This window comes from Streptomyces sp. NPDC026522, from assembly GCF_055567555.1.
This window is the reverse complement of sequence record NZ_JBVHQF010000009.1, coordinates 389,114-405,021: the sequence shown is the minus strand read 5'-3', so window position 1 is coordinate 405,021 and position 15,908 is coordinate 389,114. Positions and strand designations below refer to the sequence as shown.

At 70.9% G+C, this 15,908-nt stretch carries 7 protein-coding genes, 1 tRNA gene and 1 rRNA gene; 8 read left to right on the top strand and 1 reads right to left on the bottom strand.

The annotated features are described in order from the left end of the window. Positions 1–93: ribosomal RNA gene (gene rrf, locus ACZ4M3_RS24685) — 5S ribosomal RNA — on the top strand; the annotation flags it as partial. Between the two features lie 5 nt (positions 94–98). Then, a tRNA-Thr gene (locus ACZ4M3_RS24680) sits at positions 99–171 on the top strand. Positions 172–284: 113 nt separating this feature from the next. Here ACZ4M3_RS24680 and ACZ4M3_RS24675 read toward each other — a convergent pair. After that, the gene (locus ACZ4M3_RS24675) at positions 285–2,900 is read right to left on the bottom strand and encodes a SpoIIE family protein phosphatase (RefSeq protein ID WP_467736029.1); all 2,616 of its coding nucleotides are present in this window, start codon (positions 2,898–2,900) and stop codon (positions 285–287) included. A 168-nt stretch (positions 2,901–3,068) separates the two neighbouring features. Between ACZ4M3_RS24675 and ACZ4M3_RS24670 the strand changes: the two genes are divergently transcribed. The 6 genes from ACZ4M3_RS24670 to pgsA all read left to right on the top strand — a co-directional run bounded on the left by ACZ4M3_RS24670 (position 3,069) and on the right by pgsA (position 15,867). Further along, positions 3,069–8,597: a HAMP domain-containing protein gene (locus tag ACZ4M3_RS24670; protein WP_467736027.1), complete on the top strand. Its 5,529-nt coding sequence runs from the start codon at positions 3,069–3,071 to the stop codon at positions 8,595–8,597. 274 nt (positions 8,598–8,871) lie between these two features. Then, positions 8,872–9,555, top strand: a complete 684-nt coding sequence (locus ACZ4M3_RS24665) for a response regulator (RefSeq protein WP_361318291.1) — start codon at positions 8,872–8,874, stop codon at positions 9,553–9,555. Between the two features lie 163 nt (positions 9,556–9,718). Then, complete coding sequence (locus tag ACZ4M3_RS24660) at positions 9,719–12,499, top strand: FtsK/SpoIIIE family DNA translocase (protein ID WP_467736025.1); 2,781 nt, start codon at positions 9,719–9,721, stop codon at positions 12,497–12,499. Between the two features lie 220 nt (positions 12,500–12,719). Next, positions 12,720–13,613 (top strand): helix-turn-helix domain-containing protein, encoded by an 894-nt coding sequence (locus tag ACZ4M3_RS24655; RefSeq protein WP_467736023.1) that lies wholly within the window; start codon positions 12,720–12,722, stop codon positions 13,611–13,613. Between the two features lie 113 nt (positions 13,614–13,726). Further along, positions 13,727–15,214, top strand: a complete 1,488-nt coding sequence (gene rimO, locus ACZ4M3_RS24650) for a 30S ribosomal protein S12 methylthiotransferase RimO (RefSeq protein WP_467736021.1) — start codon at positions 13,727–13,729, stop codon at positions 15,212–15,214. Continuing rightward, complete coding sequence (gene pgsA / locus ACZ4M3_RS24645; protein ID WP_467736019.1) at positions 15,211–15,867, top strand: CDP-diacylglycerol--glycerol-3-phosphate 3-phosphatidyltransferase; 657 nt, start codon at positions 15,211–15,213, stop codon at positions 15,865–15,867. The genes rimO and pgsA overlap by 4 nt, the downstream gene beginning before the upstream one ends. The last annotated feature ends 41 nt before the right edge of the window (positions 15,868–15,908 follow it).

Here is a 15,908-nt window from a genome sequence, read left to right as displayed (position 1 = left end):
ACGCCCGGTTACATTCCGAACCCGGAAGCTAAGCCTTTCAGCGCCGATGGTACTGCAGGGGGGACCCTGTGGGAGAGTAGGACGCCGCCGAACAACCCGCCCTTTTAGCTCAGTCGGTAGAGCGTCTCCATGGTAAGGAGAAGGTCAACGGTTCGATTCCGTTAAAGGGCTCAGCAGAGAAGGCCCCCGCCAATTGGCGGGGGCCTTTTTGCGTTTCCCAGGCTTTTCGGCCCAGCTCTCCCACGGGGGCGCCGCGGGACGAGACCGCCCCGCGGCAGGGGGGCCTAACGGGCGCCGGTCGGGTGGGGGGAGGGGTGCTCTCCCGCCCGCTGCTGGGGGACGCGGAAGGCGAGGATGGCCATGTCGTCCGAGGCGGGTTCCGCCGCGAAGCGTTCCACCGCGCGCAGGATACGGGCGGCGACCGCGCCGGCCGTGAGGCCCGTACACGTGGTGAGGACTTCGGCGAGGCCGTCGTCGCCCAGCATGCGGGTGCCCTCGCGGCGTTCGGTCACGCCGTCCGTGACGCAGAGCAGGACATCGCCGGGGTCCAGGGTGAGGGTCTGCTCGTACAGTTCGAGGTCGTCCATGACGCCGAGCAGCGGCTGGGGTTCCGCGGCGGGGATGACCTCGCCGTCCGGCCGCAGGCGCAGCGGGAGCGGGTGGCCGGCGCAGACGACCTTCATCAGGGCGCTGCCGTCCGCCTGGGGGTGGAGCTCGCCGTACAGGAGGGTGAGGAAGCGGCTGCGGGCGCCCTCGTCGAGGATCGCGGCGTTGAGCCGCTCCAGCACCGCCGGGCCGCCGAGGCCTTCCCGGGCCAGCAGGCGCAGGGCGTGCCGGGCGAGGCCGGTGACGGCGGCCGCCTCGGGGCCCGTACCGCAGACGTCGCCGATGGCGAAGCCGTAGACGCCGGGGCGGATGGGGAAGACGTCGTAGAAGTCGCCGCCCACCTCGTTGCCCTCGCCTGCCGCGCGGTAGATGACCTCGACCTCCATGCCGGGGATGGCGGGGGAGCCGGGCGGCAGGAGGCTGCGCTGGAGGGAGCGGCTGATGGCGGTGCGCTCGGAGTAGAGGCGCGCGTTGTCCAGGGCCAGGGCGGCCCGGCGGGAGAGGTCGTCGGCGAGTTCGAGGATCTCCTGGCGGAAGTGCTCCTCGGACGGTTTGCCGAGGGTGAGCATGCCGATGACGCGGTTGCGTGCCAGGAGGGGGAGGACGACGGTCTCGCCGCCGACGGCGCGGGCGGCTTCCGGCCAGGGGCGGGCACCGGCCTCGCGGAGGGGTTCGGGCGGGCTGACATGGGAGAGCAAGGCCTTGAGCCCGTCGATGCGTTCCTCGTCCTCGTGCAGTACGTAGGAGAGGTACGGGTCAGAGGTCTGGTCGGCGATGGTGTAGACGGCGCACCAGGTGGCCAGGGTGGGGACGGTCATCTGCGCCATCAGGGCCAGTGTCTGGTCCCGGTCCAGGGTGCCGGCGAGCAGGTCGGAGGCCTCGACGAGGAAGGAGAGGGAGCCGCGGCGCAGCCGTTCCAGCTCGCCGAGGCGGGCGGATTCGACGGCGAGCGCGATCCGGTCCGCGGCGAACTGCAGCCGCAGGGCGTCCTCGTTCGAATAGCGGCCCGGGTTCTCGGAGGAGACGCCGAGGGAGCCGGTGAGGCGGCCTTCCACCTTGAGGGGGACGGTGACCACGGAGCGCATGCCGGTGGACTCCAGGAGCGGGACGGCTCCGGGGACGGCGACGAGGTCGTCGTGGACGGCGGGCATGCGGGCGGAGCCGTAGCGGTTGGTGCCCGCTTCGACGGGGACGCGGGCGAAGCGCTGGCGGGTGGAGGGCAGGCCGGTGGTGGCGCGGACTTCGAGTTCGGTCTCGTCGTCGGTGGCGAGCAGCAGGAAGGCGGCGTCGGCGTCGAGCATGTCGCGGGCCCGCTCGACGGTGCGCTGGAGCAGTCCGTCGAGGTCGTCGGGGGCCGGGGAGCCGATGAACACCTCGAAGGGGTCCACGGGGCGGGCTTCGGTCAGCTGGCCGGGGTCGCCGGAGGGGATCCGTACGGGGGTCTGGAGGAGGGCCCGTTCGTCGTCGTGGACCAGGAGGCAGACGATGGACGGCTCGCCGTGGGCGTCGCGCACCCGCAGGTGCGAGGCGTAGACCGGGATGACCCGGCCGTCGGCGCCGCGGATGCCGTAGCTGCCTTCCCAGCGGGACAGCCGGAGGGCTTCGGCGATGCCGGTTCCGGTGCCGGGGGTCTGGGGCCAGGCGGCGAGTTCGGCGAGGGGGCGGCCGAGGACCTTGCCGGCGGGGTGGCCGAAGATGTGCTCGGCGTCCTCGTTCCAGGCGCAGACGGTGTCGTCGGCGTCGATCTGGACGACGGCGACGCGGACCCGGCTGTCGGCGAGGGGGAGCAGCTGGTCGGGGACGACCGGGCCGGCCGAGCGCGTACCGACCGGACGGTCCGGGAGGTCGAGGCGGAACCACACGTGTTTGTGGGTGGCGGTGTACTCGACGCCCCAGCGGGTGGCGAGCGCGGCGCAGAGCATCAGTCCGCGGCCGTTCTCCCGGTCGGGGTCGGCGTAGGGGCGCCCGCCCGGGTGCTGGAGCGGGAGCTCGCGCTCCGGGTACCGGTCGGCGATCTCGACGCGTACGCCGTCCTCGGTGCGCAGGCACAGGACCTCGGCCTTGGTTCCGGCGTGCACCACGGCATTGGTGACGAGCTCGCTGGTGAGCACTACGGCGTCGTCGACGATGTCCGCGAAGCCCCATCCCTGGAGCGTGTCGCGGACGAACGCGCGGGCACCTGCGACCGAGCGTCCTAGGGGATCGAAACTGGCAGCCGCCCGTGCCGTGATCACAAGTCTCCTTCGACGCGGTTGGACATCGAGTGCCAGGTTACTTACCTTCGCGGTTCGCATGGTGCCGTCGTCGGGGATTCCACCCGGGGAGTGCGACCGGTGTGCGATGGTGCCGAAGTGTTATGGCCGGGTTCGGCCAGGGTGAAACACTGGGCAGGATGGTCTAGCCGGGCGTTTGACTCGCCGGGTTTCGGTGGAACAGTGGTCGACCCTTTCGGGAGGGACACGGTGGAGTCTGGCGCAGCGGTGCGGCGTACGGGAACGCGCCCCAAGGGCGGGCGGTCCCGGCGGAACGGGACGACGGAGGTCGATACCGCCGCTCTGAACCGTCTGCTCACGGCCCTGGTGTCGATGCGGGACGGGAATTTCCGCAAGCGGCTGACGGTGTCCGGCGAGGGCGTGATGGCGGAGATCGCCGCCGTCTACAACGAGGTCGCCGACCGCAATCTCCACCTGACGGGGGAGCTGTCGCGGGTCCGGCGGATGGTGGGCCGCGAGGGCAAGCTGAGCGAACGGCTGGAAACAGGTGCCTGCGAGGGTTCCTGGGCCGCCGCGATCGACGCCTCGAACCAGCTCGTGGACGATCTCGCCCGGCCGGTGTCCGAGGTGGGCCGGGTGCTGTCGGCGGTCGCCGAGGGTGACCTGGACCAGCGGATGGACCTGCGGACGCAGACGGCCGACGGGGCGGGCCATCCGCTGCGCGGGGAGTTCCTCAAGGTCGGGCGGACGGTCAACAACCTGGTCGACCAGCTGTCGGCGTTCACCGACGAGGTGACGCGGGTGGCGCTGGAGGTGGGTACCGAGGGCAAGCTCGGCGGCCAGGCCCAGGTGCGGGGCATGTCCGGGTCCTGGAAGGACCTGACCGACTCCGTCAACACCATGGCGTACCGGCTCACCGCCCAGGTGCGTGACATCGCCCTCGTCACGACGGCGGTGGCGAAGGGCGACCTCTCGCGCAAGGTCACGGTCCACGTGGCCGGCGAGATGCTCCAGCTCAAGAACACCGTGAACACGATGGTGGACCAGCTGTCCTCCTTCTCCTCCGAGGTGACGCGGGTCGCGCGTGAGGTGGGTACGGAGGGCGAGCTGGGCGGCCAGGCGAAGGTGCCCGGGGTCGCGGGCGTGTGGAAGGACCTGACCGACTCCGTCAACACCATGGCGGGGAACCTGACGGCCCAGGTGCGCGGGATCGCGCAGGTCACCACGGCCGTCGCCAATGGTGACCTGTCGCAGAAGGTGCGGGTCAGCGCGCGCGGCGAGGTCGCGCAGCTGGCCGAGACGATCAACCAGATGACGGAGACCCTGCGGACCTTCGCCGACGAGGTCACGCGCGTCGCCAGCGAGGTCGGCGCGAAGGGGCTGCTGGGCGGTCAGGCCCAGGTGCCGGGGGCCGCGGGGACGTGGAAGGACCTCACCGATTCGGTGAACACGGTCTTCCGCAACCTGACGACTCAGGTGCGGGACATCGCGCAGGTGACGACGGCCGTCGCCAACGGCGACCTGTCGCAGAAGGTCACGGTCGATGTGGCCGGCGAGATGCTGGAGCTGAAGAACACCGTCAACACGATGGTGGACCAGCTCCAGTCCTTCGGCGCCGAGGTGACCCGGGTGGCCCGGGAGGTCGGCGTGGAGGGCGAGCTGGGCGGTCAGGCCCAGGTGCCCGGCGCGGCCGGTACCTGGAAGGACCTCACCGATTCGGTGAACACAGCCTTCCGCAACCTCACCGGCCAGGTGCGCAACATCGCGCAGGTGACGACGGCGGTGGCCAACGGCGACCTCTCGCAGAAGGTCACGGTGGACGTCTCGGGCGAGATGCTCCAGCTCAAGAACACCGTGAACACGATGGTGGACCAGCTGTCCTCCTTCGCGGACCAGGTCACGCGGATGGCGCGGGACGTGGGTACGGAGGGCCGCCTCGGCGGTCAGGCCCGGGTGGAGGGGGTGTCCGGCACCTGGAAGGAGCTCACCGACTCGGTCAATTTCATGGCCGGGAACCTGACCTCGCAGGTGCGCCAGATCGCCCAGGTGACGACGGCGGTGGCGCGCGGGGACCTGTCGCAGAAGATCGACGTCGACGCCCGGGGCGAGATCCTGGAGCTCAAGAACACCATCAACACGATGGTCGACCAGCTCTCCGCCTTCGCCGAGCAGGTCACCCGCGTCGCCCGGGACGTGGGGACCGAGGGCCGCCTCGGCGGTCAGGCGCAGGTGCCCGGGGTGGCCGGCGTGTGGCGCGACCTGACGGACTCCGTCAACGGCATGGCCGGGAACCTGACCTCGCAGGTCCGCAACATCGCGCAGGTCGCGACGGCGGTGGCGCGCGGTGACCTGTCGCAGAAGATCGACGTGGACGCCCGGGGCGAGATCCTGGAGCTCAAGAACACCCTCAACACGATGGTCGACCAGCTCTCGAACTTCGCCGAGCAGGTGACCCGGGTGGCCCGTGAGGTGGGTACCGAGGGCATCCTGGGCGGTCAGGCCGAGGTGAAGGGCGTCTCCGGCACCTGGAAGGACCTCACGCAGTCCGTCAACTTCATGGCGAACAACCTGACCTCGCAGGTCCGCAACATCGCCGAGGTGACGACCGCGGTCGCCATGGGCGACCTCTCCAAGAAGATCACGGTCGACGCCAAGGGCGAGATCCTGGAGCTGGTCACCACCGTGAACACGATGGTCGACCAGCTGTCGTCGTTCGCGGAGCAGGTGACCCGGGTCGCGCGCGAGGTGGGCACCGAGGGCATCCTCGGCGGTCAGGCGCGGGTGCGCGGGGTGACCGGCATCTGGAAGGACCTCAGCGACAACGTCAACACCATGGCCGGGAACCTGACGGCCCAGGTGCGCGGGATCGCGCAGGTCTCGGCGGCGGTCGCCAACGGCGACCTGACGAAGAAGGTCACCGTCGAGGCGCGCGGCGAGGTCGCGCAGCTCGCCGACACCGTCAACACGATGGTCAAGACCCTGTCGTCGTTCGCGGACGAGGTCACGCGCGTGGCCCGTGAGGTGGGTACGGAGGGCCGCCTCGGCGGTCAGGCGCACGTGCCGGGCGTGTCCGGGACGTGGAAGGACCTCACCGACTCGGTGAACTTCATGGCCTCCAACCTCACCGGTCAGGTGCGGCAGATCGCCATGGTCACGACCGCCATCGCCAAGGGCGACATGACCAAGAAGATCGACATCGACGCGCGCGGCGAGATCCTGGAGCTCAAGACGACCATCAACACGATGGTCGACCAGCTGTCCTCGTTCGCCGACCAGGTGACCCGCGTCGCCCGCGAGGTGGGTACGGAGGGCATCCTGGGCGGCCAGGCGCGGGTGCGCGACGTCGACGGCACCTGGCGGGACCTGACCGAGTCCGTGAACGAGATGGCCGGGAACCTGACCCGGCAGGTGCGCGCGATCGCGGCGGTGGCCACCGCGGTGACCCGCGGCGATCTGAACCTCAAGATCGACGTGGACGCGGCGGGCGAGATCCAGGTCCTCCAGGACAACATCAACACGATGATCGCCAACCTGCGCGACACCACCTTGGCCAACAAGGAGCAGGACTGGCTGAAGGGCAACCTGGCCCGGATCTCGGCGCTCATGCAGGGCCGGCGCGAGCTGGACGACGTGGCCTCGCTGATCATGAGCGAACTGACCCCGGTGGTCTCCGCGCAGCACGGCGCGTTCTTCCTGGCCCTGCCGACCGGCGGCAGCACCGAGATCGGCACGGACGGCGGCGCCGACGGCTCGTACGAGCTGCGGATGCGCGGCAGTTACGCGTACGCGGGCGGCCAGATGCCGATCTCCTTCCGCCCCGGCGAGGGGCTGATCGGGACGGTCGCCGAGGAGAAGCGCACGATCCTGGTGGAGAACACCCCGCCCGGCTACCTCAAGATCTCCTCCGGGCTCGGCGAGGCGCCCCCGGCGCACGTGATCGTGCTGCCGGTGCTGTTCGAGGGGACCGTGCTCGGGGTCATCGAGCTGGCCTCCTTCACCCCCTTCACGCAGATCCAGAAGGACTTCCTCAGCCAGATCGCCGAGATGATCGGTACGAGCGTCAACACGATCAGCGTCAACTCCAAGACGGAGATGCTGCTCAAGCAGTCGCAGGAGATGACCGAGCAGCTGCGCGAGCGCTCCGACGAACTGGAGAACCGGCAGAAGGCGCTCCAGGCCGCCAACGCGGAGCTGGAGGAGAAGGCGGAGCTGCTGGCCCGCCAGAACCGGGACATCGAGGTCAAGAACACCGAGATCGAGGAGGCCCGGCAGGTCCTGGAGGAGCGGGCCGAGCAGCTCGCGGTGTCGATGCGGTACAAGTCCGAGTTCCTGGCGAACATGTCGCACGAGCTGCGCACCCCGCTCAACTCGCTGCTGATCCTGGCCAAGCTGCTGGCGGACAACGCGGACGGCAACCTGTCGCCGAAGCAGGTGGAGTTCGCCGAGACGATCCACGGGGCGGGCTCCGACCTGCTCCAGCTGATCAACGACATCCTGGACCTGTCGAAGGTCGAGGCGGGCAAGATGGACGTCTCGCCGACGCGGATCGCGCTGGTGCAGCTGGTGGACTACGTGGAGGCCACCTTCCGGCCGCTGACGGCGGAGAAGGGCCTGGACTTCTCGGTCCGGGTCTCCCCGGAGCTGCCGGCCACCCTGCACACCGACGAGCAGCGGCTGTTGCAGGTGCTGCGGAACCTGCTGTCGAACGCGGTGAAGTTCACCGACGGGGGCGCCGTGGAGCTGGTGATCCGCCCGGCCGGGGCCGACGTGCCCGCCGCGATCCGGGAGCAGCTCCTGGAGGCGGGTTCGCTGCGGGACGCGGACGCGGACCTGATCGCGTTCTCGGTGACGGACACCGGGATCGGGATCGCGGCGAGCAAGATGCTGGTGATCTTCGAGGCGTTCAAGCAGGCCGACGGGACCACGAGCAGGAAGTACGGCGGTACCGGCCTCGGCCTGTCCATCAGCCGGGAGATCGCCCGGCTGCTCGGCGGGGAGATCCACGCGGCCAGCGAGCCCGGCCGGGGTTCCACCTTCACGCTCTACCTGCCGCTGCACCCGAGCGAGCTGCCGCCGCAGGGTTACGCCCCGCCGACGCCGGGCGGCGCACGCGGCGAGTACCGCAGGCCGGCCGAGGAGGCACGGCCGGCGGTTCCGGCAGCGGCCGGCCCCGTAGCGGCGGTCGGGCCGGGCGAGCGGGCTGCGGCGCTGCCGCCGACCGAGGCGGACCGGGCCGGGCAGGGCCAGGGCGGGCCGGCCGCGCTGTTCCGGCGGCGGCGCAAGTCGCTGAGCGACCTGGAGCCGCGTAAGGGAGCGCCCGGGCGGCCCGACACGCACGGGGCCGAGGACGGTTGGGGCGGTGAGCTGGAGGAACTCCCGCCGGTGCCCCGGACGTACGACTTCCACGGCGAGAAGGTGCTCATCGTCGACGACGACGTGCGCAACGTCTTCGCGCTGACCAGTGTGCTGGAGCAGCACGGACTGGCCGTGCTGTACGCGGAGAACGGACGGGAGGGCATCGAAGTCCTGGAGCAGCACGACGATGTGACGGTCGTACTGATGGACATCATGATGCCGGAGATGGACGGGTACGCGACGACCTCGGCGATCCGGCGGATGCCGCAGTTCGCCGGGCTGCCGATCATCGCGCTGACGGCGAAGGCGATGCAGGGGGACCGGGAGAAGGCGATCGACTCGGGTGCCTCCGACTACGTCACCAAGCCGGTGGAACCCGATTACCTGCTGTCGGTGATGGAACAGTGGATGCGCGCGAAGTGATCACCGGGCGCGCGTACTGATACCAATTGCTGACTCAGTGTGGCGGAAACGGTGTGGAAGGGCGGGATGCGGGGAACCTTCTGCTCTCCCACACCGTTTCTGCTTCGTGCACAGTGACATCTTGGTGACAGGGTGTGGCGATCTCGGGACTGGGGCTACGATGACCGGCACAAGGACGGACGGCGCAAGGATGCCGTCCTCTGGGGCGGGACCCGGCGTACCGGCCGGTGCCAGGAGCCGGGGAGGCCCCATGCCGGGGCGAGGAGGACAGGGCATGGTGCAGAAGGCCAAGATCCTCCTGGTCGACGACAGGCCGGAGAATCTGCTGGCGCTGGAGGCCATCCTCTCCGCGCTCGATCAGACACTGGTCAGGGCGTCGTCGGGAGAGGAAGCGCTCAAGGCGCTGCTGACGGACGATTTCGCGGTCATCCTGCTGGATGTCCAGATGCCGGGCATGGACGGTTTCGAGACGGCCGCGCACATCAAGCGGCGGGAACGGACCCGGGACATCCCGATCATCTTCCTGACCGCGATCAACCACGGTCCGCACCACACCTTCCGCGGTTACGCGGCGGGCGCGGTGGACTACATCTCGAAGCCGTTCGACCCCTGGGTGCTGCGCGCCAAGGTCTCGGTCTTCGTCGAGCTCTACACCAAGAACTGCCAGCTGCGCGAGCAGGCGTCGCTGCTGCGGCTCCAGCTGGAGGGCGGCGGTTCGAACGGGGTGGACGCCGGCAAGGAGACGCCCGGGCTGCTGGCCGAGCTGTCCGCCCGGCTCGCGGCGGTCGAGGAGCAGGCGGAGGCGCTGACCAAGCAGCTCGGTGAGGAAGCGGCCGACGCGTCGGTCGTGGCGACCGCGGCCCACCTGGAACGCAAGCTCACCGGCCTGCGCCGGGCGCTGGACGCGCTCGAACCCGGGGCCGGGGGCGGCGCGGCCGTACTGCCGCTCCAGGGCTGACCGCCCGCCGGGGGAGCGGCGCCAGCCCCCGTACGGCCGCTCCTGCCGGGCCCCCTGGCGCGGTGTCAGGTCTGGCGGACCGTCACCGCCGCCCGGGCGACACGAACGGGTGAAGGGGTGGGCACGCGTGTCCACCGGCGTGCGCACCGGTAACCTCGGGCGCATGGCCTCAAGTACGTCCGGCAAGGGTTCCCCGAGCGCGGCGGGCGCCGCGAAGAGCCGCACCGGCCGTACGACGGCGGCGGCGAAGAAAGCGGCTCCCGCGCGCAGGCCACCGGCGAAGAAGGCCGCGGCGGCCAGGCGCGCCCCCGTCAAGAAGGCGCCCGCCAAGCCCGCGCCGTCCCCGACCGGGGGCGTGGTGCGGCTGGTGCGCCTCGTGTGGCTCGGCATCGCCCACGCGGTGGGTTCCGTCTTCCGCAGCGTCGGACGGGGCGCCAAGAACCTCGACCCCGCCCACCGCAAGGACGGCGTCGCGCTGCTGCTGCTCGCCCTGGCGCTGATCGTGGCCGCCGGAACCTGGTCGAATCTGAGCGGACCCGTCGGGGACCTGGTCACCATGCTGGTCACCGGCGCCTTCGGCCGCCTCGACCTGCTCGTGCCGATACTGCTCGGCGTGATGGCGGTGCGGTTCATCCGCCACCCCGAGCAGACCGACGCCAACGGCCGGATCGGCATCGGCCTGTCCGCCCTCGTCATCGGCGTGCTGGGGCTCGTCCACATCGCCTGCGGGGCGCCCGGCCGCGGCGAGGGCACCACCGCGATGCAGGACGCGGGCGGGCTCATCGGCTGGGCCGCCTCGAAGCCGCTGATCTTCACCATGGGCTCGCCGCTGGCCGTGCCGATGCTGGTCCTCCTCACGGTGTTCGGGCTGCTGGTGGTCACCGCCACCCCCGTCAACGCCATCCCCGAGCGGCTGCGGCGGCTCGGGATCCGGCTCGGGCTGATCCAGCCGAACGAGTACGACGAGGGCTACGGGGTGCCTGGCGCCGCCGCCCCGCAGGACCGGCCCGGCCGGCACGACCCGGCGCGCTGGCAGGCCCGCGCCGCGGCCGCCGACCCGGCCGGGGCCGCCGAGGAGGAGGCGCTCGCCCGGCGCCGCAAGTCGCGCCCGAGCGGGACCCGGCCCGCCATGGACCGGGAGATGGACGCCGTCGATGTTGCCGCGGCGGCCGCCGCCGCGCTGGACGGGGTGGTCTACGGCGGGCTGCCGCCCTCCCCCGTGGTCGCCGACCTCACCCAGGGGATCACCGCCCAGCGCGAGCCCGCGGCGGCCGGGGCCACCACCGCGGTGCCGCCCGCGCGGGAGGAGCGGGCCGGCACGGCGTCGCCCGCCGCCGCGCCCGAGGCCGCCGGGCCGCACGACAGCACCGCCGCGGCCTCCGGCACGCTGTCCGTGCCCGACCTCACCAAGGCCCCGCCGCGCACCGAACCCCTGCCGCCGCGCGCCGAACAGCTCCAGCTGCGCGGGGACATCACGTACGCGCTGCCCTCGCTGGACCTGCTGGAGCGCGGCGGCCCCGGCAAGACCCGCAGCGCCGCCAACGACGCCGTGGTGGCCTCGCTGACGAACGTGTTCACCGAGTTCAAGGTCGACGCGCAGGTCACCGGCTTCACCCGGGGCCCGACGGTCACCCGCTACGAGGTCACGCTCGGCGCGGCCGTGAAGGTCGAGCGGATCACGGCCCTCGCCAAGAACATCGCGTACGCCGTCGCCTCGCCGGACGTGCGGATCATCAGCCCCATCCCCGGCAAGTCGGCGGTCGGCATCGAGATCCCCAACACCGACCGGGAAATGGTCAACCTCGGCGACGTGCTGCGCCTCGCGGACGCCGCCGAGGACGACCACCCGATGCTGGTGGCGCTCGGCAAGGACGTCGAGGGCGGCTACGTCATGGCCAACCTCGCGAAGATGCCGCACGTGCTGGTCGCCGGCGCCACCGGCTCCGGCAAGTCCTCCTGCATCAACTGCCTGATCACCTCGGTGATGGTGCGGGCCACCCCGGAGGACGTCCGGATGGTCCTCGTCGACCCCAAGCGGGTCGAGCTGACGGCGTACGAGGGCATCCCGCACCTGATCACCCCGATCATCACCAACCCCAAACGGGCCGCCGAGGCCCTCCAGTGGGTGGTGCGCGAGATGGACTTGCGCTACGACGACCTCGCGGCCTTCGGCTACCGGCACATCGACGACTTCAACCAGGCGATCCGGGACGGCAAGATCACGCTGCCGCCGGGCAGCGAGCGGGAGCTGAGCCCGTACCCGTACCTGCTGGTGATCGTCGACGAGCTCGCCGACCTGATGATGGTGGCCCCGCGAGACGTCGAGGACTCGATCGTGCGCATCACCCAGCTGGCCCGAGCGGCCGGCATTCACCTGGTGCTCGCCACCCAGCGGCCCTCGGTGGACGTGGTCACCGGCCTGATCAAGGCGAACGTGCCCTCACGGCTCGCGTTCGCCACCTCCTCGCTCGCCGACAGCCGGGTCATCCTCGACCAGCCCGGGGCGGAGAAGCTGATCGGCAAGGGTGACGGACTGTTCCTGCCGATGGGTGCGAACAAGCCGGTCCGCCTCCAGGGCGCGTTCGTCACCGAGGAGGAGATCGCCGGGATCGTGCAGCACTGCAAGGACCAGATGGCCCCCGTCTTCCGGGAGGACGTCACGGTCGGCCAGAAGCAGAAGAAGGAGATCGACGAGGAGATCGGCGACGACCTGGACCTGCTGTGCCAGGCGGCGGAACTGGTGGTCTCCACCCAGTTCGGCTCCACCTCGATGCTCCAGCGCAAGCTCCGCGTCGGCTTCGCGAAGGCCGGCCGCCTCATGGACCTGATGGAATCGCGGGGCGTCGTGGGCCCGAGCGAAGGTTCGAAGGCGCGCGACGTACTGGTGAAGCCGGACGAGCTGGACGGCGTGCTGGCGGTCATCCGGGGGGACGATCAGCCGTAAGGGTTCGGCGGGCAACCGTTTCCCCCGGCCGTGCGTCAAGTTGAGGGAAGCGGCGGACGCCGCGCCCCGGCGCGGGGCCGCCGTACCGCCCTCGCACCACCCGGAGACCCGATAGCCATTCGGATGGCCTAGGGACTCCACCCCTCCGGTTGCTCCTCCCTTTCGTCACCCCCCTAGACTGGACAGCCAGCAGGTGGCTACACGCTCGAAAGGCGCCCTCGTGTCCATCGGCAACGCCAACTCCCCCGAAGAAGAGCGGCCTTCGACCGACGACCGGTCCGAGGACCGTCTCGTCGAACGTACCGTCGAAGGACCGTCCATCGGGACGGCCCTCAAGAAGGCCCGGATCGCCGCCGGGCTCACTGTCGACGAGGTCAGTTCCACCACCCGCGTGCGCATCCCGATCGTGCACGCGATCGAAGAGGACGATTTCACGCGGTGCGGCGGCGACGTCTACGCCCGCGGCCACATCCGTACGCTCGCCCGCGCCGTCCACCTCGATCCGGCACCCCTGGTCGAGGCCTACGACGCGGCCCACGGCGGCCGGCCGGCGCCCACCCCCGCCGCGCCGATGTTCGACGCGGAACGGATCCGCCCCGAGCGGCAGCGGCCGAACTGGACGGCCGCCATGGTCGCCGCGATCGTCGCCGTCATCGGCTTCGTGGGCTTCACGGCCTTCGGCGGCGACGGGGGCGGCAAGGAGAACCGGCAGCTGGCGGAAGGTTCCGCCGCCTCCGCCGCGCCCAAGCTGCCGGTCGGCAAGCCGGCCGCGCCCCAGCAGCAGCCGAAGCCGCCCAAGCCGGCGCCCTCGGACAGCGCCATCGCCGCCGCGCCCAAGGACCTCGTCACGGTCGTCCTGACGGCCAACGACGGAGAGAGCTGGATCTCCGCGAAGGACCACAGCGGCCGGTCCCTGTTCGACGGCACGCTCGCCCTGGGCGAGTCGAAGACCTTCACCGACAAGGAATCGATCGACCTCGTACTCGGTGACGCCGGGGTCGTCAAGCTGTTCGTGAACGGCAAGGAGATCAAGGACCAGTTCCAGCCGGGGCAGGTCGAACGGCTCACCTACACCAGGGACGACCCCCGCCAGGGCCAGGCCCAGGCGGGCTGACCAGCGCGGACCGCGAGAATCCGGATCCCCGGGAGGCCCATTGGCGTCCCGGGGATCTTGTGATGGGGGACGTGGGGCAGGGGCCGACGCCGGGACGAAGTAGTCTTGAGTCCATGCCCGAACGCCGTACCGTCGCCCTTGTCACTCTTGGCTGCGCCCGTAACGAGGTGGACTCGGAGGAGCTCGCAGGCCGCTTGGCGGCGGATGGCTGGGAGCTCGTCGAGGACGCCGCCGATGCGGACGTAGCCGTCGTCAACACCTGCGGCTTCGTCGAAGCCGCCAAAAAGGACTCCGTAGACGCCCTGCTGGAAGCCAACGATCTCAAGGATCACGGCAAGACCCAGGCCGTCGTCGCCGTCGGCTGCATGGCCGAGCGCTACGGCAAGGAGCTCGCCGAAGCGCTTCCCGAGGCCGACGGCGTGCTCGGCTTCGACGACTACGCCGACATCTCCGACCGCCTCCAGACCATCCTCAACGGCGGCATCCACGCCTCGCACACCCCGCGGGACCGGCGCAAGCTGCTGCCGATCAGCCCGGCCGCCCGCCAGGCCGCCGAGGTGTCGCTGCCCGGACACGCCCAGGAGGTCGCCGAGGCCCCCGCGGACCTGCCGGAAGGGATCGCGCCCGCCTCCGGGCCGCGCGCGCCCCTGCGCCGCCGGCTGGACACGAGCCCGGTCGCCTCGGTGAAGCTCGCCTCCGGCTGCGACCGGCGCTGCTCCTTCTGCGCGATCCCGTCCTTCCGCGGCTCGTTCATCTCCCGCCGCCCCAGCGACGTCCTGGGCGAGACGCGCTGGCTCGCCGAGCAGGGCGTCAAGGAGATCATGCTGGTCTCCGAGAACAACACCTCGTACGGCAAGGACCTCGGCGACATCCGGCTGCTGGAGACGCTGCTGCCGGAGCTGGCCGAGGTGGACGGCATCGAGCGCGTCCGCGTCAGCTACCTCCAGCCCGCCGAGATGCGGCCCGGGCTGATCGACGTCCTCACCTCCACCCCCAAGGTCGTCCCGTACTTCGACCTGTCCTTCCAGCACTCGGCCCCCGACGTGCTGCGCGCTATGCGCCGCTTCGGCGACACCGACCGGTTCCTGGAACTGCTCGACACCATCCGCGGCAAGGCCCCGCAGGCCGGCGTGCGGTCCAACTTCATCGTCGGCTTCCCCGGCGAGACCGAAGCGGACTTCGCCGAGCTCGAGCGTTTCCTCACCCACGCGCGGCTCGACGCCATCGGCGTCTTCGGCTACTCGGACGAGGACGGCACCGAAGCGGTCGGATACGAGAACAAGCTGGACGCGGAGACCATCGCGCAGCGGCTCGCGCACATGCAGCGGCTGGCGGAGGAGCTGACCTCCCAGCGTGCGGAAGAGCGGATCGGGGAGACCCTGGAGGTACTCGTCGAGACCGTGGAGGACGTCGACGAGGACGGCGAAGGGGCTTACGGGCGCGCCGCGCACCAGGCGCCCGAGACGGACGGCCAGGTGGTCTTCACGGACAGCACCGGTCTGGTCCCCGGCCGTATGGTGACGGCAAAGGTCGTCGGCACGCTGGGTGTGGACCTGGTGGCCGAGCCCCTGGACCTGGACCTCGAGGAGGCGGCCGGATGACCGGAGTCCCGGCACCTGCGGCGGGCGGGACCGGCCGCCGGCCCTCGCCCGGCGCGGGGCTCGGGACCACGGCCGTCAATCAGGCCGGCCTGTGGAACATCGCCAACATCCTGACGATGGTCCGGCTCGTGCTCGTGCCGGGATTCGTCCTGCTGCTGCTCGCCGACGGGGGCTACGACCCCGTCTGGCGGGCGCTGGCGTGGGCGGCGTTCGCCGTCGCCATGATCACGGACATCTTCGACGGGCACCTCGCCCGGACGTACAACCTGGTCACCGACTTCGGGAAGATCGCCGACCCCATCGCCGACAAGGCGATCATGGGTTCGGCGCTCATCTGTCTCTCCTGGCTCGGCGACCTGCCCTGGTGGGTGACCGGGGTGATCCTCGGCCGGGAACTCGGCATCACGCTGATGCGTTTCTGGGTCATCCGGTACGGCGTCATCCCGGCCAGCCGGGGCGGCAAGCTCAAGACCCTCGCCCAGGGAACGGCCGTGGGCATGTACGTGCTCGCCCTCACCGGGCCGCTGGCGACCCTGCGGTTCTGGGTGATGGCGGTCGCCGTCGTGCTGACCGTCGTCACCGGTTTGGACTACATTCGCCAGGCCGTCGTCCTGCGCCGGCAGGGGCAGGAAACCGAGCGGGCGGCGACGTGACGCGAGCGGCCGGTGATTTTCCGGAGGCGGGTGGCGCCGCG